Source organism: Brenneria sp. hezel4-2-4, from assembly GCF_013155275.1.
In the GTDB taxonomy this organism is placed as follows: domain Bacteria; phylum Pseudomonadota; class Gammaproteobacteria; order Enterobacterales; family Enterobacteriaceae; genus Brenneria.
The window spans coordinates 173,555-198,718 of record NZ_JABJXS010000006.1; the positions used below are offsets into that span (position 1 = coordinate 173,555).

23 protein-coding genes are annotated in these 25,164 nt (G+C 53.2%); 12 read left to right on the plus strand and 11 right to left on the minus strand.

The window, feature by feature from the left end; all coding sequences use genetic code 11:
- Nucleotides 1-31: 31 nt before the first annotated feature.
- Together ettA and HOY33_RS13865 are read left to right on the plus strand one after the other, a co-directional pair.
- Nucleotides 32-1,699, plus strand: coding sequence for an energy-dependent translational throttle protein EttA (gene ettA / locus HOY33_RS13860; protein ID WP_172290808.1), 1,668 nt, complete (start codon nucleotides 32-34; stop codon nucleotides 1,697-1,699).
- A gap of 132 nt (nucleotides 1,700-1,831) precedes the next feature.
- Nucleotides 1,832-2,833 (plus strand): zinc-binding alcohol dehydrogenase family protein, encoded by a 1,002-nt coding sequence (locus HOY33_RS13865; protein ID WP_172290809.1) that lies wholly within the window; start codon nucleotides 1,832-1,834, stop codon nucleotides 2,831-2,833.
- A gap of 42 nt (nucleotides 2,834-2,875) precedes the next feature.
- Here HOY33_RS13865 and serA read toward each other — a convergent pair whose 3' ends face one another.
- Both serA and rpiA read right to left on the minus strand, forming a co-directional pair.
- Nucleotides 2,876-4,108, minus strand: a complete 1,233-nt coding sequence (serA, locus tag HOY33_RS13870; protein ID WP_172290810.1) for a phosphoglycerate dehydrogenase — start codon at nucleotides 4,106-4,108, stop codon at nucleotides 2,876-2,878.
- 298 nt (nucleotides 4,109-4,406) lie between these two features.
- Nucleotides 4,407-5,063, minus strand: a complete 657-nt coding sequence (gene rpiA / locus HOY33_RS13875; protein ID WP_172290811.1) for a ribose-5-phosphate isomerase RpiA — start codon at nucleotides 5,061-5,063, stop codon at nucleotides 4,407-4,409.
- Nucleotides 5,064-5,280: 217 nt separating this feature from the next.
- Here rpiA and HOY33_RS13880 point away from each other — a divergent pair, with 217 nt between their 5' ends.
- Complete coding sequence (locus HOY33_RS13880) at nucleotides 5,281-6,174, plus strand: LysR family transcriptional regulator ArgP (protein WP_172290812.1); 894 nt, start codon at nucleotides 5,281-5,283, stop codon at nucleotides 6,172-6,174.
- Nucleotides 6,175-6,185: 11 nt separating this feature from the next.
- Here HOY33_RS13880 and HOY33_RS13885 read toward each other — a convergent pair whose 3' ends face one another.
- The 7 genes from HOY33_RS13885 to tkt form a co-directional block, all read right to left on the minus strand.
- The gene (locus HOY33_RS13885) at nucleotides 6,186-6,911 is read right to left on the minus strand and encodes an oxidative stress defense protein (protein WP_172290813.1); all 726 of its coding nucleotides are present in this window, start codon (nucleotides 6,909-6,911) and stop codon (nucleotides 6,186-6,188) included.
- A gap of 166 nt (nucleotides 6,912-7,077) precedes the next feature.
- The gene (gene argO, locus HOY33_RS13890; protein WP_172290814.1) at nucleotides 7,078-7,692 is read right to left on the minus strand and encodes an arginine exporter ArgO; all 615 of its coding nucleotides are present in this window, start codon (nucleotides 7,690-7,692) and stop codon (nucleotides 7,078-7,080) included.
- A gap of 174 nt (nucleotides 7,693-7,866) precedes the next feature.
- Entirely contained in the window at nucleotides 7,867-8,721 is an 855-nt protein-coding gene (gene mscS, locus HOY33_RS13895) for a small-conductance mechanosensitive channel MscS (RefSeq protein ID WP_172290815.1), read from the minus strand.
- A gap of 133 nt (nucleotides 8,722-8,854) precedes the next feature.
- Nucleotides 8,855-9,931: a class II fructose-bisphosphate aldolase gene (fbaA, locus tag HOY33_RS13900; protein ID WP_172290816.1), complete on the minus strand. Its 1,077-nt coding sequence runs from the start codon at nucleotides 9,929-9,931 to the stop codon at nucleotides 8,855-8,857.
- A 128-nt stretch (nucleotides 9,932-10,059) separates the two neighbouring features.
- Entirely contained in the window at nucleotides 10,060-11,223 is a 1,164-nt protein-coding gene (gene pgk, locus HOY33_RS13905) for a phosphoglycerate kinase (RefSeq protein WP_172290817.1), read from the minus strand.
- A gap of 74 nt (nucleotides 11,224-11,297) precedes the next feature.
- Nucleotides 11,298-12,314, minus strand: coding sequence for an erythrose-4-phosphate dehydrogenase (gene epd / locus HOY33_RS13910; protein ID WP_172290818.1), 1,017 nt, complete (start codon nucleotides 12,312-12,314; stop codon nucleotides 11,298-11,300).
- A gap of 365 nt (nucleotides 12,315-12,679) precedes the next feature.
- Entirely contained in the window at nucleotides 12,680-14,674 is a 1,995-nt protein-coding gene (gene tkt, locus HOY33_RS13915; protein ID WP_172290819.1) for a transketolase, read from the minus strand.
- A gap of 364 nt (nucleotides 14,675-15,038) precedes the next feature.
- On the opposite strand from tkt, the gene HOY33_RS13920 reads away from it, so the two are divergent.
- Both HOY33_RS13920 and HOY33_RS13925 read left to right on the plus strand, forming a co-directional pair.
- Complete coding sequence (locus HOY33_RS13920) at nucleotides 15,039-15,791, plus strand: M48 family metallopeptidase (protein WP_172290820.1); 753 nt, start codon at nucleotides 15,039-15,041, stop codon at nucleotides 15,789-15,791.
- A 544-nt stretch (nucleotides 15,792-16,335) separates the two neighbouring features.
- Nucleotides 16,336-16,884, plus strand: coding sequence for a LuxR C-terminal-related transcriptional regulator (locus tag HOY33_RS13925; protein WP_172290860.1), 549 nt, complete (start codon nucleotides 16,336-16,338; stop codon nucleotides 16,882-16,884).
- Nucleotides 16,885-16,937: 53 nt separating this feature from the next.
- Here the strand turns inward: HOY33_RS13925 and speA are convergent, their stop codons facing one another.
- A complete protein-coding gene (gene speA, locus HOY33_RS13930) occupies nucleotides 16,938-18,917 on the minus strand; it encodes a biosynthetic arginine decarboxylase (RefSeq protein WP_172290821.1) in 1,980 nt (659 codons plus the stop codon).
- Entirely contained in the window at nucleotides 18,910-19,068 is a 159-nt protein-coding gene (locus tag HOY33_RS13935; protein ID WP_172290822.1) for a hypothetical protein, read from the minus strand. The genes speA and HOY33_RS13935 overlap by 8 nt, the downstream gene beginning before the upstream one ends.
- 552 nt (nucleotides 19,069-19,620) lie before the next feature.
- Here HOY33_RS13935 and metK point away from each other — a divergent pair.
- The 7 genes from metK (at nucleotide 19,621) to ruvX (ending at nucleotide 25,090) form a co-directional block, all read left to right on the plus strand.
- Complete coding sequence (gene metK / locus HOY33_RS13940; RefSeq protein WP_172290823.1) at nucleotides 19,621-20,772, plus strand: methionine adenosyltransferase; 1,152 nt, start codon at nucleotides 19,621-19,623, stop codon at nucleotides 20,770-20,772.
- Between the two features lie 104 nt (nucleotides 20,773-20,876).
- Nucleotides 20,877-21,389 carry a SprT family zinc-dependent metalloprotease gene (locus HOY33_RS13945; RefSeq protein ID WP_172290824.1) on the plus strand — a complete coding sequence of 171 codons (513 nt, stop codon included), beginning with the start codon at nucleotides 20,877-20,879 and terminating at the stop codon, nucleotides 21,387-21,389.
- A gap of 96 nt (nucleotides 21,390-21,485) precedes the next feature.
- Nucleotides 21,486-22,184, plus strand: coding sequence for a deoxyribonuclease I (gene endA / locus HOY33_RS13950; RefSeq protein ID WP_172290825.1), 699 nt, complete (start codon nucleotides 21,486-21,488; stop codon nucleotides 22,182-22,184).
- A 131-nt stretch (nucleotides 22,185-22,315) separates the two neighbouring features.
- A complete protein-coding gene (gene rsmE / locus HOY33_RS13955) occupies nucleotides 22,316-23,050 on the plus strand; it encodes a 16S rRNA (uracil(1498)-N(3))-methyltransferase (protein ID WP_172290826.1) in 735 nt (244 codons plus the stop codon).
- 10 nt (nucleotides 23,051-23,060) lie between these two features.
- Nucleotides 23,061-24,020, plus strand: coding sequence for a glutathione synthase (gene gshB / locus HOY33_RS13960; RefSeq protein ID WP_172290827.1), 960 nt, complete (start codon nucleotides 23,061-23,063; stop codon nucleotides 24,018-24,020).
- 84 nt (nucleotides 24,021-24,104) lie between these two features.
- Nucleotides 24,105-24,668 (plus strand): YqgE/AlgH family protein, encoded by a 564-nt coding sequence (locus tag HOY33_RS13965; protein ID WP_172290828.1) that lies wholly within the window; start codon nucleotides 24,105-24,107, stop codon nucleotides 24,666-24,668.
- Complete coding sequence (ruvX, locus tag HOY33_RS13970) at nucleotides 24,668-25,090, plus strand: Holliday junction resolvase RuvX (protein ID WP_172290829.1); 423 nt, start codon at nucleotides 24,668-24,670, stop codon at nucleotides 25,088-25,090. The genes HOY33_RS13965 and ruvX overlap by 1 nt, the downstream gene beginning before the upstream one ends.
- Nucleotides 25,091-25,164: the final 74 nt, after the last annotated feature.

Genomic DNA, 25,164 nt, shown 5'->3' on the forward strand with positions numbered 1-25,164 from the left:
CAACACAAACAGAAAGAGGCGAAGTCGCAACGTGGCTCAATATGTTTATACCATGCATCGCGTCGGTAAAGTCGTTCCGCCGAAGCGTCATATTCTGAAAAATATCTCCCTCAGTTTCTTCCCCGGCGCCAAAATCGGCGTACTGGGCCTGAACGGGGCCGGTAAATCTACGCTGCTGCGCATTATGGCCGGCATTGATAAAGACATTGAAGGGGAAGCGCGTCCGCAACCCGGCATTAAAATCGGCTACCTGCCGCAGGAGCCGAAGCTCAACCCGGAACACACCGTGCGCGAATCGGTTGAAGAAGCCGTTGCCGAGGTGGTCACGGCGCTGAAACGCCTTGATGAAGTGTATGCGCTGTACGCCGACCCGGACGCCGATTTCGATAAGCTGGCCGCTGAGCAGGGCAAATTGGAAGAGATCATCCAGGCTCACGACGGCCATAACCTGAACAACCAGTTAGAGCGTGCGGCGGATGCCCTGCGGCTGCCGGAATGGGACGCTAAAATCGCCAACCTTTCCGGTGGTGAACGCCGTCGCGTCGCGCTGTGCCGCCTGCTGCTGGAAAAACCGGACATGTTGCTGCTCGACGAACCCACCAACCACCTGGATGCTGAATCGGTGGCCTGGCTGGAACGCTTCCTGCACGACTTCGAGGGCACGGTAGTGGCGATCACCCACGACCGTTACTTCCTCGACAACGTCGCGGGCTGGATTCTGGAACTGGACCGTGGCGAAGGCATTCCGTGGGAAGGCAACTACTCTTCCTGGCTGGAGCAGAAAGATCAGCGTCTGGCGCAAGAAGCCTCTTCCGAAGCGGCGCGCCGCAAATCTATCGAGAAAGAGCTGGAATGGGTTCGTCAGGGAGCCAAAGGACGCCAATCCAAAGGCAAAGCGCGTCTGGCTCGCTTTGAAGAACTGAATAGCACCGAATACCAGAAACGTAACGAAACCAACGAACTGTTTATTCCACCGGGTCCGCGTCTCGGCGACAAGGTGGTCGACGTCGTCAACCTGAGCAAAGCCTATGGCGATCGGCAGTTGATCGACGGATTATCTTTCTCCGTACCGAAAGGGGCGATTGTCGGGATCATCGGCCCGAACGGCGCCGGTAAATCAACACTGTTCCGCATGATGTCGGGTCAGGAACAGCCGGATAGCGGCAGCATCGAGCTGGGCGAAACGGTGAAGCTGGCGTCGGTCGATCAGTTCCGCGATGCGATGGACAACAGCAAAACCGTGTGGGAAGAAGTTTCCGGCGGACAAGATATCATGCGCATCGGCAACACCGAGATGCCGAGCCGCGCCTATGTGGGCCGTTTCAACTTCAAAGGGGTCGATCAGGGCAAACGCGTGGGCGAGCTGTCCGGCGGCGAGCGTGGTCGCCTGCATCTGGCGAAACTGTTGCAGGTTGGCGGCAACGTGCTGCTGCTCGACGAACCCACCAACGACCTGGATATCGAAACGCTGCGCGCGCTGGAAAACGCCCTGCTGGAGTTTCCCGGCTGCGCCATGGTTATCTCGCACGACCGCTGGTTCCTTGACCGTATCGCCACCCACATTCTGGATTATCAGGATGAAGGTAAAGTGGAATTCTTCGAAGGTAACTTCACCGAGTATGAAGAGTACAAAAAACGCACTCTCGGCGCCGAAGCATTAGAACCACACCGTATCAAATACAAAAAGATGTCCAAGTAATACCCGCCGGCCCGCGCTCGCGGGCCGTTTTTGTTCTCCCTCCCCGCGAGTAGGCAAAAATGCGTTATCTCCTCGACAGAACGCTGTTCTAAACTGTGTAGTAGCAAAACAGACAATAAGAGGAACCACACCATGACCGTTCATGCGATAGCCGTAGACCCCCAACATCCTGAAAACTTCATTGCCGTCGATCAGGAAATGCCCGAGCCGGGGGAATACGATCTTCTCGTTGAGGTAAAAGCCGTTTCAGTGAACCCGGTGGATACCAAGGTACATGCGGGCTTGCGCAACAAGGGTTTGCAGCAGCCCCGCATTCTCGGCTGGGACGCCAGCGGCGTGGTACTGAAAGCGGGCCGCGCCGTCAGCAATTTCAGAGTAGGCGACGAAGTTTGGTATGCCGGAGACATTACCCGCCCCGGCAGCAACAGTACGCATCAGTTGGTCGATGCCCGTATCACGGCGCATAAGCCTGAATCGCTGGATTGGGCTGCCGCGGCGGCGCTTCCTCTTACCTCGCTGACCGCCTGGGAAGGGTTATTTGAACATCTGAAAATCCAGCAGGCGGATGATGAAAAAACGCTGTTGATCATCGGCGGCGCCGGCGGCGTAGGTTCACTGGCGATCTCACTTGCCGCCCTGCGCAGTCCGGTAAAAATCATTGCCACCGCATCGCAACCCGACTCCGCGCAATGGTGTCGCCAACGTGGCGCGCATCTGGTCGTCGATTATCGCAATCTGGTTGCCGAGTTGGAAAAAGAAGGCATCAAACAGGTGGATTATATTTTTTGCCTGAATGATACCGACGGCCACTGGCCGGCAATCGGCAAACTGATTGCTCCGCTGGGGCACGTCTGCACGATTGTGGAGAATCAGCATCCGCTCGATCAAAATGAGTTAAAGCTCAAAAGCGCCGCCCTGCATTGGGAGTTTATGTTTACCCGCAGCATGTTCAGCACGCCGGATATCGGCCAGCAGGGAAAAATTCTGCATGAAGTCGCCCAGTTGGTTGACGCCGGAAAATTACAGGGAACGGCAAGCGAAACCCTACAAGGATTGAGCGTCGAAACGCTACGGCAGGCGCACAAAAAAGTGCTGGACGGCCACATGCGCGGCAAAGTGGTTATCGCTTTCTGAGAACGGGAAACACCAGCTCCAAAGGAGCTGGTTAACCACCGATCAATACAGCAGGCGGGCACGGATCGTGCCGGGGATCGCCTTCATCAGTTGTAATGCGGTGTGCGCGCCGTCGGTTTCAACATCAATCACCACATAACCAATCTCCGGCGTGGTTTGCAAATACTGCGCCGCAATATTGATGCCTTGCTCGGCAAAAATCTGGTTCAGACGAGTCAGCACGCCAGGACGATTTTCATGAATATGCAGCAAGCGGCTGGCGCGTTCGCCATGCACTGGCAGCGAAACCTCAGGGAAATTGACCGCAGACAGCGTAGAGCCATTATCCGAGTATTTCGCCAGTTTTCCCGCCACTTCATCGCCGATGTTTTCCTGCGCTTCCTGCGTTGAACCACCAATATGCGGCGTCAGCAACACGTTATCAAACTCACATAGCGGTGACAGGAACGGATCGCTGTTGGATGCGGGCTCCTGAGGGAAAACGTCAATCGCCGCGCCCACAAGATGCTTACTGGCTAATGCATCGGATAAAGCGGGGATATCAACCACCGTGCCGCGTGATGCGTTAATCAGAATAGAACCCGGCTTCATCAGCGCCAGCTCTTCAGCCCCCATCATATTCTGGGTGCTGACCGTCTCCGGCACATGCAGACTGACCACATCACTCATATTCAACAGATCTGAAAGGTGGCGAACCTGCTGAGCGTTCCCCAGCGGGAGCTTGCTTTCAATATCGTAGAAATAAACATGCATCCCCAGGCTTTCCGCCAGAATGCCCAGTTGAGTACCGATATGACCATAACCAATGATGCCGAGCTTCTTACCGCGCGCTTCAAAAGAGCCGACGGCCAGTTTGTGCCAGACGCCGCGGTGTGCTTTGGCATTCGCCGCCGGAATGCCGCGCAGCAACAACAGCATTTCACCGAGCACCATTTCTGCGACGGAACGTGTATTGGAAAAAGGTGCGTTGAATACCGGGATCCCGCGTTTTGTCGCAGAGGGTAATTCAACCTGATTAGTACCGATACAAAAACAGCCGACCGCAATCAGTTTTTCAGCGGCGGCAAAAATTTCTTCCGTCAGGTGCGTGCGCGAACGAATACCCACGAAATGCGCATCACGGATGGAGGCTTTTAACGCTTCCGGATCCAGTGCGCCTTTGTGATATTCAATGTTGGTGTAACCTGCGGCACGCAGATTTTCCAGTGCGCTTTGATGCACGCCTTCAACTAACAGAAATTTAATCTTATCTTTTTCTAATGATACCTTTGCCATTTCACGACCTTATTTTCAGACTTCAGATGCGACAGTTTGCTAAACAGCCTCTGCCAACATAACAAAAATTACGCAGTCAGCAATACAAACGATTGCTCCGTCTGTATTACGCATTAGAGATGAACTCAAGATTTCTGGCGAAAAATATTGCTAAATAAACGCATCGCCATATCGACGACAAACAAAATAAGAAAATGTGATATTAAGTACCAAAAATGAGCCGTTAACGACAAACGTTTTTTTATACAAAAAATTTTCAGGCGCGGCAATCCGCTCGCGCCCAGGACGATGCTATATCTTACTTGACCGTTTTCACCCCTTCAGGCGTACCGATCAGCGCCACATCCGCGCCACGGTTGGCGAACAGCCCCACGGTCACGACACCGGCAATACCGTTAATGTGATTTTCAACGGCTATCGCATCCATAATGTTCAGATTGTGGACATCCAGAATGATATTGCCGTTGTCGGTGATGACGCCCTGACGATATTCCGGTTGCCCGCCCATTTTCGCCAGTTCCCGGGCGACATAAGCCCGAGCCATGGGGATCACTTCAACCGGCAGAGGAAACCGCCCCAGCACATCAACCTGTTTTGACGCGTCAACAATGCAGATAAACTGACGGGCGATGGCGGCAATGATTTTTTCACGAGTCAGCGCCGCGCCGCCGCCTTTTATCATCTGCATATGTCCGTTGATCTCGTCTGCGCCATCGACGTACACATCCAGAGAATCCACCTCATTACAGTCAAAAACCGGGATGCCCAGGCTTTTCAGCTTTGCCGTTGAGGCATCAGAACTGGATACCGCCCCGGTAATCTGATGTTTGATCGAACCCAGCGCATCGATAAAATGGGCCGCCGTCGACCCCGTCCCGACCCCAACAATGGTATCGGGGCGAACGTAGTCAAGCGCCGCCCAGCCAACCGCTTTTTTCAGTTCATCTTGTGTCATAGTCTGTTTCAGGCCCATAAATACGAAAACGTGTGCGTATTATAGAACATGCATTCAGAGAAATGGCGCAAATTCACTGCACCGCCCGCGCATTATTTCATGCTCTGCCAACGCTTTTCATGAACAATAAAACGGGGAATAAGATTTCTGCATGGTAAAACGGCAAAATGTGGCATAGTGAAAAAAACCGACTTCGTTCAGAGGAATTTTTACTTTCATGAAACGCCCGGACTATCGAACGCTTCAGGCTTTGGATGCCGTCATCCGTGAGCGGGGTTTTGAACGTGCCGCCCAGAAATTATGCATTACGCAATCAGCCGTATCGCAGCGAATCAAACAACTCGAAAACCTGTTCGGTCAGCCGTTGTTAGTCAGGACGATCCCTCCCCGCCCGACAGAGCAAGGGCAGAAATTACTGGCGCTGCTGCATCAGGTTGAGCTGCTGGAAGAAGAGTGGCTGGGTAATGAAACCAGCAGCGATATTCCGCTGCTGCTGTCGCTGGCGGTTAACGCCGACAGTCTGGCGACCTGGCTGCTGCCGGCCCTGCAACCGGTGCTGGCGGACTCGCCTATTCGTTTGAACTTACAGGTGGAAGACGAAACCCGCACTCAGGAAAGACTGCGGCGCGGTGAAGTCGTGGGCGCGGTGAGTATTCAGCCGCAGCCGTTGCCAAGCTGTCTGGTGGACAAACTGGGGGCGCTGGACTATCTGTTTGTCGCGTCGCCGGCCTTTGCCGAGCGCTATTTTCCCAACGGCGTGACACGTTCGGCGCTATTGCGCGCGCCGGCGGTGGCTTTCGATCATCTTGATGATATGCATCAGGCGTTTTTACAGCAAAACTTCGATTTATCGCCCGGCAGCGTGCCATGCCATATTGTGAATTCTTCCGAGGCGTTCGTGCAGTTGGCCCGACAAGGCACCACCTGCTGCATGATCCCGCATCTGCAAATCGAAAAAGAGTTGGCCAACAACGAACTGATTGATTTGACGCCGGGGCTGCTTCAGCGCCGGATGCTTTACTGGCACCGCTTCGCCCCGGAAAGCCGGATGATGAGGAAAGTCACTGATGCCCTGCTGGCGCACGGACATCAGGTACTGCGGCAATCTTAAACGCCGCTCGCTCAGGGATTGCGCTGAAGTTCAAATACCACGTCGACCTGGTCGTCAAAGTGAATGGTTTGCTGCTCATACGTTTGCGCGGCTTCACTTTGTGCCGCCACATCCGCCGTTTTAAACATTCGTGCCACCGGCATTGGCTGATAGTTGGCGACGTGATAACGAATACTGTAGATCGGCCCCAGTTTGGCATTAAACCCTTGCGCTAAGGATGCAGCCTGGCTGGTTGCCTGTTCAATGGCCTTTTTACGCGCTTCGTCACGGTAGGTCTCCGGGTTGGCAACGCCCAAATCGACGGTACGAATCTCATTCAGACCTGATTTCAATGCGCCATCAAGCAGTTCGTTCAGCTTATCCAACTGACGCAGCGTCACCTCGACCTGACGCACCGCGCGATACCCTTTCAGCACCGAGCCGCCGGTTTTCAGGTAATCATATTCCGGCTGAGTACGCAGATTAGCCGCGTTGATATCTTTTTTCTCAATGCCATTTTTGCCCAGAAAATCAAAATATTGAGCAACCCGGGCATCTACCTGCTTTTTCGCGTCCGCAGCATCTTTGGATGACACGCTAACCTCAATCGCTAAACGCGCAATATCAGGCGTCGCATCCACACTGGCGGTTCCCGACGTCACAATATGCGGGCCGTCCGGTAATTCCGCGGCCAGCCCAATCGTCGGTAAGGCACTTAAACCCACCATAGCGGCTAATGCCAATACTTTTAGCTTCACAATGTCTCCTTTATTGATGTCTTGTCGCCGAGGCGGAAACCGGAACGGCCTACCACTGCCCTCTTTCCCGCACCGGCGATAAATTCTGTATGCCGGCTAACATAACGCATTGCCGACACAACAAAATATAGGTGAATTTCTGAAACCAGGTGTAAAGCTGCGTAATTTATTGCGAGCCATGCTGCGCCAGCTGTAATGCAATCCCCCACATCACCGTCCCGACGAACAGGTTAATCACACGCTGTACGCGCGACGTATTCAGCCACGGCGCCAGCCAGGCCGCCAGCAGGGCCAGAGCGAAGAACCAGATAAACGAGGCGGTAATCGTGCCCAGCGCAAACCATCCGCGATCCCGATCGGCAAACTGACTGCCCAGACTGCCCAACACCACAAAGGTATCCAGATAGACATGCGGATTAAGCCAGGTGACGGCCAGCATGGCGGCAATAATGCGCCAGCGGCTCTGCTTCATCACCTCAGCTCTGGCCCGCGCCATATCCTGACTGAACGCCGTCCTAAACGCGCCCCAGCCGTACCACAGCAGGAATGCGACGCCCCCCCAGGTCATCAACCCCATAAGTAACGAAGATTGGCTGAGCAAAGCGCTGCCGCCGAAGATCCCCGCGCAAATCAGCGCGACATCGCTGAGCGCGCATAGCAACGCAATCATCAAGTGATACTGCCGACGAATCCCCTGATTCATCACAAAAGTGTTTTGCGGCCCCAATGGTAAGATCATTGCCGCGCCAAGGATAAATCCCTGTAAATATACCGCCAACATTACCGTCTCCCTGCATACACGATGGTTGCGATAGGCGGCAGTGTATGAACAGCGCATCATTAATGGAAATTTAACTTTCTAATAAATCATTAGGAGATCTAATAATGATGAGGGTAGAACGCAGAAAGGAAATCAGGCCCGGCGAACGACGCCGGGCCCGGTAGTGATAATGTATTACGCTTTCTCTGGCTGTGATGCCTGATACAGATGCACGTCCATCTGCGGATAGGGGATACCGATACGGTTCTCATCCAGTACCCGCTTGATGTTTTCCAGCAGATCCCAGTAAACCGCCTGCGCATCGCCATTGCTCGTCCACACCCACACCACGAAATTCAGCGAGGACGCCGCCATCTCATTCAAACGAATGGTTACGCCTTTATCGTGATCGATACGGGTGTCCGCGGCGACGATATCGCCCAGCAGCTTTTTAACCACATCGATATCCGCATCATAGGCCACGCCGACGACGATCTCGGTGCGACGATCCGGTTCACGCGAGCTGTTGATGATATTCCCGGCGATGATCTTGCCGTTCGGCACGACAATCATCTTGCCGTCTCCGGTACGCAGCGTGGTGGAGAAAATCTGAACCTGCGTCACCGTGCCGGCAATGCCGCCCAGATCGACCGACTCGCCGATCCGGAAAGGCCGGAAAGTCACCAACAACACCCCGGCGGCAAAGTTCGCCAGCGATCCCTGCAAGGCCAGACCAACGGCTAAACCCGCGGCGCCCAGCACGGCGATGACCGATGCCGTTTGTACGCCCACCCGGCTCAATACGGCAATCAGCGTAAACGCAATAACGCCGTAACGCACTATCGCCGCCAGGAAATCCGCCACCGTTGAATCAATGGAACGGCTCACCAGCAGGCGATTCAGCGTTCCGGACACGATACGGGCGATAATCAGACCAACGATAAGAATCAGTAACGCGGCAACAATATTAACAACGTACTGCAATAATACATCCTGGTGACTGACCAGCCAGCCCGTCGCCTGTTCTACACCAACATTCAGTTCTTCCATTTAACGACTCCTGTTTCTTACGCTCTCTAATCAGAGCATCACTTTCACACCAAAAACCGCAATCTGCGGCGAAATCTGTATAAAATTAAGGCTCCCGAAGGAGCCTTGGCAAATAAACCTTTACGAATCTGGCTTAGAGAACGTCGACCGCGTTCAGTTCTTTAAAGGCTTGTTCTAAGCGCGCAACCATCGTGGCTTGTGCGGCACGCAACCAGGCGCGCGGATCATAGTATTTCTTGTTAGGCTTATCGGCGCCTTCCGGGTTACCCAGTTGGGCTTGCAGATAGCCTTCATTTTTCTGGTAGTAGTGCAGAATACCTTCCCAGGTTGCCCATTGGGTATCGGTATCGATATTCATCTTAACCACACCGTAGCCTACCGCTTCTTCAATCTCAGCGGCAGAAGAACCAGAACCGCCGTGGAACACGAAATTCAGGCTGTTGTGCGGCAGGCTGTATTTTTCAGAAACGTAGTCCTGAGAATTACGCAGGATTTTTGGCGTCAACTGTACGTTGCCTGGCTTGTAAACGCCGTGCACGTTACCGAATGAAGCCGCGATAGTGAAACGCGGGCTGATGGCATTCAGTTTTTCGTAGGCATAAGCCACATCTTCAGGCTGAGTGTACAGCGCGGAGTTATCCAGATGGCTGTTGTCCACGCCATCTTCTTCACCGCCGGTGCAGCCCAGTTCGATTTCCAACGTCATATCCAGTTTCGCCATGCGAACCAGATACTTGCTGCAAATCTCAATATTTTCTTCCAGCGACTCTTCAGACAGATCGATCATGTGAGAAGAGAACAGCGGCTTACCGGTCGCGGCGAAATGTTTTTCACCGGCATCCAGCAGCCCGTCCAGCCATGGCAGCAGTTTTTTAGCACAGTGGTCGGTGTGCAGAATAACCGGCACGCCGTAGTGTTCCGCCATCTGATGAACGTGATGCGCACCAGAAATCGCACCCAGAATAGCCGCCTGCTGACCTTCTGCTTTCAGACCCTTACCAGCGATAAATGCAGCGCCGCCGTTAGAGAATTGAACGATCACCGGCGCACGTACTTTGGCTGCGGCTTCCAGCACAGCATTAATTGAGTCGGTACCGACGCAGTTAACAGCTGGCAGGGCGAATTTGTTTTCTTTTGCTACTGCGAAAACTTTCTGAACGTCATCACCAGTGATGACACCAGGTTTTACGAAATCAAAAATTTTAGACATGTTACGTGTCCTGTTTCGTTGGCCGTGGGGGTTAAAAAAACTCTTATTTCATCAACGGCTGTCCGCCACAGACGGGCGGGACAGCCAAGGCAGAGGCAGCGAACGACAGCTACGCTCCGCCTAAAGCATTACTGCTTGGCGCGTTCTTCCAGCATCACCACCGCAGGCAGTTTTTTCCCTTCGACGAATTCCAGGAAAGCGCCGCCGCCGGTAGAAATGTAGGAGATTTTGTCAGCAATGCCGAACAGGTCGATCGCCGCCAGCGTATCGCCGCCGCCGGCGATAGAGAATGCATCGCTTTCCGCAATGGCTTTGGCTACGATCTCAGTGCCTTTACGGAAATTCGGGAATTCAAATACGCCGACCGGACCATTCCACAGAATAGTTTTGGCGCTTTTCAGAATTTCCGCCAGGCGCTCGGCAGAAACATCGCCCAGATCCAGAATCTGCTCGTCATCTTTAATCGCGGTGACGGATTTCAGGGTTGCTGCGGCGGTTTCAGAAAATTCAGTCGCCACGCGGACGTCGCTCGGCACAGGAATATCGCAGGTTTCCAGCAGTTTCTTCGCTTCAGGGATCAGATCCGCTTCGTACAGGGATTTACCTACGTTATGGCCTTGCGCCGCCACGAAAGTATTGGCGATGCCGCCGCCCACAATCAGCTTGTCGGCAATTTTGGACAGCGAGTCAAGCACCGTCAGTTTGGTGGAAACTTTTGAACCGCCGACGATGGCGACCATCGGGCGAGCCGGGTTGCCCAGCGCTTTACCTAATGCTTCCAGTTCGTTGGACAGCAGCGGGCCGGCGCAAGCGACAGGGGCGAATTTACCCACGCCGTGGGTGGAAGCCTGAGCGCGGTGCGCCGTACCGAACGCATCCATGACATAGACATCACACAGTGCGGCGTACTTCTTGGACAGCACTTCGTCGTCTTTCTTCTCGCCTTTGTTGAAGCGCACATTTTCCAGCACAACCAGTTCGCCTTCGGCGACGTCTACGCCATCCAGGTAATCTTTTGCTAAACGAACCGGAGAAGACAATTTTTCTTTCAGGTAGTTAACCACCGGCAGCAGAGAAAACTCTTCGTTGTATTCCCCTTCGGTCGGACGCCCCAGGTGGGAAGTCACCATCACCCGGGCACCCTGTTTCAGGGCCGTTTCGATGGTCGGCAGAGAAGCGCGGATACGCGCATCAGACGTCACTTTGCCTTCTTTTACCGGCACGTTCAGATCCGAACGGATCAGTACGCGTTTGCCAGCCAGATCCAGATCGGTCATCTTAATTACAGACATGGTGAATCCTCTTGGTTGATTCTATTTTTAAAGTTGCTTGAGCGAGGTATCGATCGCCGACCAATACCGTCGTACTAGAAACCGCAGGCCGCCATCGCCCGTGTTGTATCCAACATACGGTTGGCGAAGCCCCATTCGTTATCGCACCAGACCAGTGTTTTAATCAGATGCTGACCACTGACCCGCGTCTGCGTGCCATCAACAATAGCGCTGTGCGGATCGTGGTTAAAATCGGCCGAAACTAGCGGCAATTCGGTGTAGTCAACTATACCACGAAATGCCCCATGCGCTGATTTTTGCAAAAGTGCGTTAATTTCATTCACATTTACGGCTTGTTTCACGCTAACGCTTAGGTCAATCGCCGTGACGTTAATCGTCGGCACCCGAACCGATATCGCTTCAAAACGATCGACAAACTGCGGGAAAATCCGGGTTATCCCTACCGCCAGTTTGGTATCCACCGGAATGATGGACTGGCTGGCGGCCCGGGTGCGCCGCAAATCGTGGTGGTACGCATCGATCACCGGCTGATCGTTCATTGATGAATGGATCGTGGTTACCGTGCCATTTTCAATGCCGAATGCATCATCCAGCAGCTTAATTATAGGAATAATGCAATTGGTTGTGCAGGAAGCATTGGAAACGATGCGATGTTCGGCTTTTAATTGTTGATGATTGACGCCAAACACTACGGTCGCATCCAGATCCGCGGCGCCCGGATGCGAAAAAAGCACTTTCTTGGCCCCCGCCGCCAGATGCGCCTCGCCGTCTGCGCGGCTGCCGTATATCCCACTGCAATCCAGCACCACGTCGACGTTGAGTTCACGCCAGGGCAACTGTTGAATATCGGCCTGATGCAACAGCCGAATGCAATCGTCGCCGACATACAGTTGATCGCATTCCTGACGAACATCCCAGGAGAAGCGACCGTGGCTGGAATCATATTTGAGCAGGTGGGCGATCCCTTCCGCACTCGCCAGCTCATTGATCGCCACGACAGCAACCTCGGCCCGGCGGCCCGACTCATACAGTGCGCGTAGAACACTGCGACCAATACGGCCGAAACCGTTTATCGCAATACGGATTGTCATGGAGTTCCCTGTATCATGGTAAGCATGTCATCCTCATAGAATAATCAGTACACTCTAAGGAATAAACCGCTTCTTATGCGTACTGCTTTTCCGTCTGCCCTTCATGCAGAAACCATCTCAGAAAACGATAGCCTAAATGCTGTGCACGTCACAACTGAAACGCTTCAGCTAGCATAAACGAATTAGTGTACAAAAGAAATATTCTCGCTCGACACACCTCAGAAGAGTGACCTGCGTCATAAAAAAGCGTCACCGGCAGGGAACGTCCGCCAAAAAAAAAAAGCCGCCTGATAACCCAGGCGGCTGCGACGGTTGGCCCTAACCCGCTCCTCCCCGAAAAAGAGGGGTGGAGAGAGAGGCGCGGCTTACTTTAACAACGCTTTGGCCTTCGCCACCACGTTATCCACGGTAAAGCCGAATTCTTCGAACAGCAGTTCGGCCGGGGCGGATTCCCCAAAGCTGGTCATCCCCACTATCGCGCCGTTCAGGCCGACATACTTGTACCAGTAGTCCGCGATGCCCGCTTCAATCGCCACCCGCGCCGCTACCGCTTTCGGCAGCACCGCTTCACGATAGGCCGCATCCTGTTTGTCGAACGCATCCGTCGACGGCATCGACACCACGCGCACCTTGTGGCCCGCGGCGGTCAATTGGTCATACGCGCCAACCGCCAGCTCGACTTCGGAGCCGGTGGCGATCAGGATAACATCCGGCTGGCCGCCGCTGTCTTTCAGCACATAGGCGCCTTTCGCCACGTCAGCCAACTGCTGGGCGCTGCGCTCCTGCTGCGCCAGATTCTGGCGGGACAGTATCAGCGCCGTCGGGCCATCCTGACGCTCAATAGCGTATTTCCACGCCACCGCCGTTTCCACCTGATCCGCCGGACGCCAGGTACTCATGTTCGGCGTCACCCGCAGGCTGGCCAACTGTTCAACCGGCTGGTGGGTCGGACCGTCTTCGCCCAAACCGATGGAGTCGTGGGTATAGACGTAAATGCTGCGGATTTTCATCAGCGCCGCCATACGAACCGCATTACGGGCGTATTCCACGAACATCAGGAACGTGGCGGTATAAGGGATAAATCCGCCGTGCAGCGCGATACCGTTGGCAATCGCCGTCATGCCGAATTCACGCACCCCATAGTGGATATAGTTGCCGGCATGGTCTTTATCCAACGACACGGAGCCAGACCAAACGGTCAGGTTGCTCGGCGCCAGGTCGGCGGAGCCGCCCAGGAATTCCGGCAGCAGTTTACCGTAGGCTTCCAGTGCGTTCTGCGAGGCTTTGCGGCTGGCGATTTTCGCCGGATTGGCCTGCAACTGTTCAATGAACTTCTGAGCGTCGGCCTGCCAGTTAGCCGGCAGGTCGCCGGCGGTGCGGCGTTTGAATTCGGCGGCCAGTTCGGGGTAGGCGCTGGCATAGGCGGCAAACGCTTCATCCCAGGCGGCTTCTTTACGCTGACCGGCGGCTTTCGCATCCCATTCGGCGTAAATCTCGGCGGGAATATCAAACGGCGGGTACTTCCATCCCAACTGCTCGCGGGACGCCGCCACTTCCGCGTCGCCCAGCGGCGCGCCGTGGGCATCGTGCGTACCGGCCTTGTTCGGCGAGCCGAAACCAATCACCGTTTTGCACATCAGCAGCGACGGTTTGTCGGTAACAAGCCGGGCTTCGCTGATGGCGCGTTTGATGGCGTCCGCGTCGTGGCCGTCCACGCCGCGTATCACGTGCCAGCCGTAGGCCTCAAAACGCCCGGCGGTATCGTCGGTAAACCAGCCTTCCACGTGACCGTCGATGGAAATGCCGTTGTCGTCATAAAACGCGGTCAGTTTGCCAAGCTTCATGGTGCCGGCCAGCGAACAGACTTCGTGGGAAATCCCTTCCATCATGCAGCCGTCGCCCAGGAACGCGTAGGTATGGTGGTCGATGATTTCATGACCGGGGCGGTTAAACTGCGCCGCCAGCGTGCGTTCGGCAATCGCCATCCCGACGGCGTTGGCGATACCCTGCCCCAGCGGGCCGGTGGTGGTTTCCACGCCGGCGGTGTAGCCGTATTCCGGGTGCCCCGGCGTTTTGGAGTGCAGTTGACGGAAGTTTTTCAGCTCTTCAATGGGCAGGTCATAGCCGGTCAGATGCAGCAGGCTGTAAATCAGCATTGAAGCATGGCCGTTGGACAGCACAAAGCGGTCGCGGTTAGCCCAGTTCGGGTTGGTCGGATTGTGGTTCAGGTAATCACGCCACAGGACTTCGGCGATATCCGCCATGCCCATCGGGGCGCCCGGATGACCGGATTTGGCTTTTTGCACCGCATCCATGCTTAGCGCACGAATGGCATTGGCAAGTTCTTTACGAGAGGACATGCTTTACTCCAGATCGGATTGAACAGATGTCTTGTCAGACATACGATATATAAATCAACACGTTAGGCAAGAAAGACAACGAAAATATGACTATAAATGTACATGAAAATCAAGGTGAATGCACTTGGAACCGTGAGCAAAAAAGAGGATTTAACGATTCGCAAATTCACCGCGCTTCTTCAGTCTATTCCTGCGCGAATCGATACCTGATGGGCGATGCTCAATAACCGTCTCATAAAGGGGGAAAAATCAGACTTCTTGTCTGTTTATTTACACGGTTTTCAGTTACGTTTATGCGGCTTTTTGAACCAATATAATGAGCAACCTTATACTTTCCACCAATCAATCGTAGGGAGATGATGTTATGACAATCCGCACTTCCTTGCTCGTTCTGTGCACCGCGGCATTACTGAGTGGCTGTCAGAACCTTAATACCGGTACGTTAATGCAATCCGGTGCTCAGGCTTTTCAGGCGGCCACATTGAGTGACGAACAGGTGAAAACGCTCAGCAACCAATCCTGTGAACAAATGGATAAAGAGGCCCAAATTGCGCCCGCCGATAATAAATATGCGCAGCGCCTGAAAAAAATCGCCGATGCATTAGGTCATGACATTAACGGCACCCCCGCCAACTATAAGGTATACCTGACAAAAGACGTAAACGCCTGGGCGATGGCCAACGGCTGCATCCGTGTTTACAGCGGCCTGATGGATATGATGACGGATAACGAAGTCGAGGGCGTGCTGGGTCATGAAATGGGCCACGTTGCTCTGGGCCACACCCGTAAAGCCATGCAGGTCGCCTATGCCACCACGGCGGCACGGACGGCGATCGCCTCTACTGGCGGTGTCGCGGCCACTTTATCGCAGTCACAGCTTGCCGATCTGGGAGAAAAACTGGTCAATGCGCAATTCTCACAGACACAGGAGCGCGAAGCCGATGATTACTCATTCGACCTGCTGAAGAAGCGCGGACTCAAACTTGAGGGACTGGCAACCAGTTTTGAGAAACTGGCCAAGTTGGATGAAGGACGTCAAAGCAGCATGTTCGATTCTCACCCCGCATCCGACGAACGCGCCAAACATATTCGTGAGCGTATTGCGTCCGGGAAGTAATGGTTTCGGCATTTAATAACCATTTCCGATAAAAACAATTCGTTCATCCGGCACCTGAATCTCTTAGGTGCCGGAAAAGCCTGATTAACGTAAGACGAGCTTGCGGCCGGGCATGAATAGCCAAATTGATAGCATTAACCAATCAAAAAAACAAAAAACAATAGATTTTTATACTTATGAATCTCTTTTGGCATCCGCTGCCCGCAGGATAAATCGATATGTTTTAAACATAGCAATGATTTTATAAATCAAGCATACTATATTCATGAGTAAAAAATAACTTTCCTAGAATAATCATAATGATATAGATTAAATGTTTAGCTACTTTAACGTTTTTTCAAGATATCCATCTTATAAAGATTTAAAATCACTTTAGAGCAACATTTTTTAACGGTTGAATAACACGAACAATATCAGTAGCCATTGTTGGTTTACGTTCTTTTTAAAAATATACTCTTATGTGTCAAAAATAATGGATGTCAGAATTTTCAGCAAATGCAACTTTACCATCGTCGGCTTACGAGAAATCCTGTCAAGCACGCCTATGCTATATGTAAGGCCGACTAATAGGTTTACGCTGCCTCAAGGAAAGACAAAGTGTATTTTTATCATCGATGGTAGCAGTGAAGGATTTGAGGAATATTATGAGTCTGTGAGAAGCGCTTTTTACAATATGGCCGCTTCGTTCATCATCATCAATAACTCTCCCTATCATCCCCCGGTGTGTATTGATGAAAAAACGGTTCTTATCTCTAAATCATCGCCGATAGAATCCTTCTACAAATTGCTGGACGTCATCCCTCCCTATGGCGGAAATTCATTCAACCCTGTCAGGCTGTCCAAATCAGAGTATGCCGTTTTTCAATATTGGAGTTCGGGCTATAGCGCAGAATCAATCTCGGAAATCATTGGGTTAAATAAAAAATCCGTATTGAACAGTAAATCAAGATTACTGAATAAATACGGCGTTCAGGACAAGAATTCATTACTGCTCATTGCTAAAATTCTCTTCAAAGAGAAGGTTGCCGGCAAGCCGCCTTACTCATCTGAGTCAACACAAGATATGGGTACAGCGGGGTCGTTGTTGGCGTAAGGTAAAAAGAATTAAAAAAGGATGTGCATAAGCACATCCTCTGCTGAAAAACGCTATTCGTCTTCTAAATAGGTATAACCATAAAGACCGGTTTCAAACTCTTCCAGGAACTGCGCCTGAAGATCCACATCAAGTTCGGTGGCTTTTACCTGATCGCGGAAACGGGCCATCAACACTTCAGGATCGAGCTGAACATATTCCAGCATATCAGCCACCGTATTCCCTTCGTCCGATTCCTCAATCTCAATGGAGCCATCCTGGAACACGAATACGTCGACCGTCGCCGTGTCGCCGAACAGGTTATGCATATTTCCCAGAATTTCCTGATAGGCGCCCACCATGAAAAAGCCCAATAACGGCGGGTTGTCGGGATCATATGGCGGCATAGGCATGGTGGTAGCAATACCATCGCCATCGACATAGTGATCGATAGAGCCGTCTGAATCACAGGTAATATCCAACAACACGGCACGGCGCTCAGGCGGCTTATCCAGCCCTTCTAGCGGCATAACCGGGAACAGCTGATCGATGCCCCACGCATCCGGCATCGACTGGAAAAGCGAGAAATTCACGTACAGCTTGTCGGCCATACGCTCCTGTAACTCATCAATAATCGGCCGGTGGGCGCGGTTGCTGGGATCCAACTGCTGTTGAATTTCCTGGCAGATGCTCAGATACAATTGTTCCGCTTTCGCTCGCTGGGTCAAGTCCAGCATACCGTGCGTATATTGGGTATGCACATCGTGCAAATCCATCTGGCTGTCATGCAGCCATTCACGCAGCGAGCGACGTTTGCCAGGCTGCTTAATTTCCTGCCAGGTCGACCACAGGCTTTCCAGCGCGCGCGGAGCGTCTTCTTCAGGCGCGGTAGGCTCGCTGAATTCATTGCGCTCCACCCCGATAATATTGGAAACCAATACGGTATGATGTGCGGTCACCGCCCGGCCTGACTCCGTAATTACCGTGGGGTGCGGCAAGCCATGCTCATTACAGGCATCGCCGATGCCCCAAATGACGTTGTTGGCATATTCGTTCAGACCATAGTTCACCGAACAGTCTGACTGAGAACGGGTTCCTTCATAATCGACGCCCAGACCGCCGCCTACGTCGAAGCACTGAATATTGACGCCCAGCTTATGCAGTTCAACGTAGAAACGGGCGGACTCACGCACCCCGGTGGCGATATCGCGGATATTCGCCAATTGGGAGCCAAGATGGAAATGCAACAGCTGTAGACTGTCCAGTCGTCCGGCGGTACGCAGCATTTCAACCAATTGCAGCACCTGAACCGCCGCCAGACCGAATTTGGATTTTTCGCCGCCGCTGGACTGCCATTTACCCGATCCCTGGGAAGCCAGTCGGGCGCGTACGCCAAGACGCGGCACCACGTTCAGACGCTCGGCTTCTTCCAATACCAGCTTAATCTCGGTCATTTTTTCAATGACCAGATAAACCTTGTGCCCCAGTTTTTCACCGATCAATGCCAGACGGATATACTCGCGGTCTTTATAACCGTTGCAGACAATCACCGTGCGCGTCATTCCGGCATGGCCCAACACCGCCATTAACTCCGCTTTTGAACCGGCTTCCAGCCCCATTGGCTCCCCGGAATTGACCAGCGATTCAATGACGCGGCGATGCTGATTAACTTTGATGGGGTAAACCAGGAAATAGCCGCCCTCATAGCCGAACGATTCGCGAGCCTGTTTGAACGCCGCATTAATAGAGCGCAGGCGGTGCTGGAGGATTTGCGGAAAGCAGAACAACGCCGGCAAACGTTGATGGTTTTCTTCCTGCAACTCTTTAACCAATCTGGCCAGATCGACGCGGGCTTCCGGAACATCCGGATCCGGGCAGACGCTGATATGCCCTAACTCATTGACGTCGTAATAATTATTACCCCACCAGGCAATATTATAGGTACGAAGCATTTCGCTGGCATTCCGGTCATTCATGGCAACCTCCTGCATAGAGCGCAAATTTTCAGATTTACCCGTCGCTGACGAGCCGTGATGAATCATGTCGTCAGACATAACGGACCTCTTCTTTTTTTATACTGCTGATCACATCAGTACCTGCATAAACAACCCGCATGCGCATGCCTGCAACATGCAGCACCGGCAGTGAAAAAACCGGCTCAACACAGTATGTCGCCGTTTTATTACTCTTATTAGTGTAAGACACGTTGTCAGACTCCGTGGTACGGGTCAGTAAAAACTCGTGGTGAAATCACTGCCGGGAGAACGTCATAGGTTTCCGGCTCAGGGAAAAAAGAGACGGGTTAACCGGCCCTGGAGTCCTGCGTCGAATTCAAAGACAGGCAACTTCGGGCAAACGAAAAGAAGGGTTGAGCAACTGACGCTATCGCGTCAAAAGAACAGCGTTGCGAGCGCAACACACTCAGTAAACAACGGCTCATTAATCCTATCACCTCCACGCGCTCCGCAAGGTTTGCGGTCAGCCACAATCACAGGGTCAATATACCACATCGCGGACAACAAACCGCTCGCCGTTTATACCGATATGCCAAGGGAAAAGCAAAATGAAAATATCCTGGCCGCCTGCTGTCACAGAAGAAAAAAAGTGCCGATGAATGAAAACGATGGACGGCGATAACCAAAAACTGCTGGTAATGGGGCTAAAATGTGACCTAGAATAGCCATCCAGATGTTAATCCATCTATACCGATTAACTGATACACTGCTTAACGGCTTTGATTTGAAGGTAAAGAAACTCATGGCTAAACACCTTTTTACGTCCGAGTCCGTCTCTGAGGGACATCCTGACAAAATTGCCGACCAGATTTCTGATGCGGTCCTTGACGCTATTCTGGAGCAAGATCCTAAGGCTCGGGTCGCATGCGAAACTTACGTAAAAACCGGTATGGTGTTAGTCGGTGGTGAGATCACGACCAGCGCCTGGGTAGATATTGAAGAAATTACGCGCCGCACCATACGCGATATTGGTTACGTCAATTCCGAAATGGGATTTGACGCCAATTCCTGCGCGGTGCTGAGCGCCATTGGCAAACAGTCTCCCGATATTAATCAGGGCGTCGATCGCAGCGATCCGCTGGAACAAGGCGCAGGCGATCAGGGCCTGATGTTTGGTTACGCGACCAACGAGACCGAGGTGCTGATGCCCGCACCGATCACTTACGCCCATCGTCTGGTCCAACGCCAGTCTGAAGTGCGTAAAAACGGCACGCTGTCGTGGCTGCGCCCGGACGCGAAAAGTCAGGTCACCTTCCTGTATGACGATGGCAAAATTGCCGGTATTGACGCCGTCGTTTTGTCAACGCAGCATTCCGAAGATATTGCACAGAAAGATCTGCATGAAGCGGTGATGGAAGAGATCATCAAGCCCGTCCTGCCGGCTGAATGGTTGTCCGCCAGCACCAAATTCTTTATCAACCCAACCGGACGCTTTGTCATCGGCGGCCCAATGGGCGACTGCGGTCTGACCGGGCGCAAAATTATCGTCGATACCTACGGCGGCGCCGCCCGTCACGGCGGCGGCGCATTCTCCGGCAAGGATCCATCAAAAGTGGACCGCTCCGCCGCTTACGCCGCGCGCTATGTGGCCAAAAACATTGTTGCCGCCGGTCTGGCCGATCGCTGCGAGATCCAGGTATCTTACGCTATCGGCGTGGCGGAACCGACCTCCATCATGATAGAAACGTTCGGCACGGAAAAAATCTCCACCGAGCAGCTTACTCTGCTGGTGCGTGAATTCTTCGATCTGCGTCCGTACGGTTTAATCCAGATGCTGGATCTGCTGCATCCGATCTATCAGGACACCGCCGCTTACGGTCACTTCGGTCGCGAACACTTCCCGTGGGAAAAAACCGATAAAGCCGCACAGCTGCGTGAAGCGGCCGGCTTGTAAGAACCGGTTCTGAACAGTCTGCAACGGCGAACCACGGTTCGCCGTTTTTTCTTCTGTCCGCCAGCCTCTTGCGCTACCGCGCCACTCGTTTTATGCTCCCCCGCATGAACACACCAAGAATTCCCATCGCTCACCATCAGGCGGTGATGCGCTGCCTGCGTGACAAACTCCGGTTGGCTAATCTTGCCCTGAACACACATTATCCTGAACCTGCCGTAAACTATCAGCAGCGCGGCTCTACCGCGGGAAGCGCCTGGCTGCAACACTGGGAAATCCGGCTGAATCCGGTTTTGTTACAGGAAAATCAGCAGAGTTTTGTTGATGAAGTCGTGCCCCATGAGCTTGCTCATCTGCTGGTCTTCGCCCGCTTTGGAAAAGTCGCGCCACACGGAAAAGAGTGGCGATGGATGATGGAAGAGGTGTTGCAGACTCCCGCCAGACGAACCCATCGCTTTGCCGTGAAATCCGTCCAGGGGAAAACCTTCCCTTACCAGTGCGGCTGTCGGCAGCATGAATTAAGCGTACGCCGCCATAATCGTGTGCTGCGGGGCGAAACAGAATATCGCTGTCGACACTGCGGCAGAATGTTACATTTCATCGTAACAAACTCTATTTAAAAGAAAATTCTCAGTTTAAAAAACTGCTTTTGCATTTGCCTGCCGAAGTGACATCCGGTAGTCTGCCAGCTTTATTGCTGTGGGTAATTTTGGAATATGCTACGCAAAACACTCGTTATCGTATCTGTGGGGCTTGGTCTGGTTTCCGCCACGGCCTTTAGTCAGAATATCAATAATTTCACTCAGGCCAAGGCGGCGGCGGCGGTGGTGAACCAGGGCGCTCCGGGTTCATTTTACTGCGGCTGTGAAATCAAATGGCAGGGGAAAAAAGGGATTCCCGATCTCGCTTCCTGCGGTTATCAGGTAAGAAAAAACGAGCTGCGCGCCAACCGCATTGAATGGGAGCATGTCGTTCCCGCCTGGCAGTTCGGCCACCAGCGTCAGTGTTGGCAAAATGGCGGAAGAAAAAACTGTAGTAAAGATCCGGTATACCGTGAAATGGAAATCGACTTGCATAACCTGCAACCCGCCATCGGCGAGGTGAACGGCGATCGCGGCAATTTCATGTACAGTCAATGGAATAGCCCGGCGACGCAGTACGGCCAATGTGAGATGAAAATCGACTTTAAAAACAAGTTGGCGGAGCCGCCTGCCCGCGCCCGCGGCGCCATCGCCCGTACCTATTTTTACATGCGCGACCGCTACCAGTTGCGTTTATCCAGCCAGCAAACCCGACTGTTTGAAGCATGGAATAAACAATTCCCGGTCACGCAATGGGAGTGCACCCGCGACCGGCGCATCGCCGCTAAACAGGGGAATCACAATCCTTACGTTCAACAGGCTTGCCAGCAATAGCCTGTCTACCTACTATAGCCATTATCGTTGTTTATCTATAAGACCACCGTTGGACAGACGGTGGTTTGCCTTTATTGGACCCCACGCGAGTCCGATTCAGATTAAAATAGGATTAAGGTCAGAACACCAGTATGCGAATACCGCGCATTTTTCATCCCGAAACGCTGCCGCTCGCCGGTGGTGAAGTTGAACTGAGCGAAGACGCCGCCAATCATATCGGGCGAGTTTTGCGAATGAACAACGGCCAGCCGCTGCAATTATTCGACGGCAGTAATCACGTCTTTGACGCCGAAATTGTTCAGGCGGGCAAAAAAAGTGTGCGCGTTCGCTTCACAGCAGGTAAGTTGGAAAATAAAGAGTCGCCGTTGCACCTGCATCTTGGGCAAGTCATGTCCCGTGGCGAAAAAATGGAATTCACCATTCAGAAATCCATTGAGCTGGGAGTGAATATCATTACTCCTCTGCTTTCTGAACGCTGCGGTGTAAAATTAGACGCCGACCGTCTGGAAAAGAAGATCGGTCAGTGGCAAAAAATTGCGATTGCGGCCTGCGAACAATGCGGTCGTAACCGCCTGCCGGAAGTGCGTCCTGTCATGACGTTGGAAAACTGGTGTGCGGAACAGGATGCGGGGTTAAAACTCAACCTGCACCCGCGGGCGACGCAGAGCATTAACACCCTACCGTTGCCGGTAAATCAGGTTCGGCTGTTGATTGGCCCGGAGGGGGGGCTTTCCTCCAATGAAATTTCGATGACCTCAGAATACGGATTTACCGACATCCTTCTGGGGCCGCGCGTCTTGCGTACAGAAACCACCGCACTCACCGCCATTACCGCCTTACAGGTACGTTTCGGCGATCTGGGGTAAAGGAGAAATAATGATCAAACTCGGTATCGTGATGGATCCTATTGACGCCATCAATATCAAGAAAGACACCAGCTTCGCCATGCTGCTGGAAGCACAGCGCCGCGGCTGGGAGCTGCATTATATGGAGATGAACGACCTCTATCTTCATGCGGGCGTTGCTCGCGCCACCACCCGTCGTCTGAACGTCCAGTACGACTATGATGGCTGGTATGATTTCTCCGGCGAGCAGGACATCGCGCTGGAAGAACTGGATGTGATCCTGATGCGCAAAGATCCGCCGTTCGATACGGAGTTCATTTATGCCACCTATATCCTGGAACGCGCGGAAGAGAAAGGCACGCTGATCGTCAATAAACCGCAGAGCCTGCGCGACTGCAACGAAAAGCTGTTCACCGCCTGGTTCCCGCATCTGACCCCGGATACCCTGGTTACCCGCAGTGCGGACAAGCTGCGTCAATTCCACCAGAAACACGGCGACGTGATCCTGAAGCCGCTGGACGGCATGGGCGGCGCGTCTATTTTCCGGCTGAAACAGGATGACGCCAACGTTTCGGTGATCATTGAAACGCTGACCGAACACGCCAGCCGTTACTGCATGGCGCAAAATTATCTGCCGGCGATTAAAGAGGGCGATAAGCGCGTACTGGTCGTCGACGGCGAGCCGGTTCCTTACTGCCTGGCGCGAATTCCCAAGAGTGGAGAAACCCGAGGCAATCTGGCCGCCGGAGGCCGGGGCGAAGCCCGTCCGCTGAGCGAAAGCGACTGGCAAATCGCCCGCGACGTTGCGCCGACGCTCAAGCGGAAAGGCCTGATTTTCGTTGGTCTGGATATCATCGGCGATCGGCTGACGGAAATTAACGTCACCAGCCCGACCTGTGTACGGGAGATTGAAGCCGCCTACCCGGATGTTTCCATCACCGGCATGCTGATGAATGCGATTGAAAAACGTCTGGCTGCGCGCAATAGCTGATAGGCTTTCAACGCCCCCATCTCCGGTTCGTCTTTTCCTGGCGAGCCGATTATCAAACGCTGACAGGATCGATAAAAATACATAATGAATTTACAGCATCACTTTCTCATTGCCATGCCAGCACTTCAGGACCCGGTATTTAAACGTTCGGTGGTCTATATATGCGAACATAATGAAGACGGTGCCATGGGGTTGATCATCAACAAACCCATGGAACAGTTTACTGTGGAAAATGTGCTGAAAAAGCTAAAGATAGATCCAGCGCCGCGCGATCCGTCAATCCGGCTGGACAAACCGGTTTTTGCCGGCGGACCGCTGGCGGACGATCGCGGATTTATCCTGCATACGCCCTGCCCCGGTTTCGCCTCAAGCATCGCGATTTCGGAGGACACCATGATCACCACCTCGAAAGATGTGCTGGAGACATTGGGAACCGCCGATCAGCCGAAAAATACGTTGGTCGCGCTGGGCTATTCCGCCTGGGACAAAGGCCAGCTCGAAAACGAACTGCTGGACAATGCCTGGCTGACCACGTCGGCGGACAAAGCGATCCTGTTTCACACGCCCATTGCTGAACGCTGGCGGGCGGCGGCGAAAAAACTGGGGGTGGATATCCATAATATCGCCGCTGAAGCAGGACACGCCTGATGGCCAGTCGGACCATTCTGGCCTTTGATTTCGGCACCAAAAGCATCGGCGTTGCTATCGGACAGGAAATCACCCGCACGGCTCGTCCGCTGACGTCATTTAAAGCGCAGGACGGCATACCCGACTGGCAAAAAGTCGAAAAGCTGTTGTCAGAGTGGCAACCGGCGCTGGTTGTGGTGGGTTTGCCGCTGAATATGGATGGTACGGAGCAGCCGCTTACCGCCAGGGCGCGAAAATTCGCCAATCGTCTGCACGGCCGTTTCGGCGTACAAATTGCCCTGCATGACGAACGACTGAGCACGGTAGAAGCCCGTGCCGGCCTGTTTGAACGCGGCGGTTTCCGCGCGTTGGATAAAGGCAGCGTGGATGCGGCGTCCGCCGTCATTATTCTGGAAAGCTGGTTCGAAGGGCAAAGTCAGTAAAGGAATAACGGTTTGGCATCAGTGCGCCTCTGATTGCGGGGCACACTGACGAACGCTCGGTCTTTCTCAGTTAA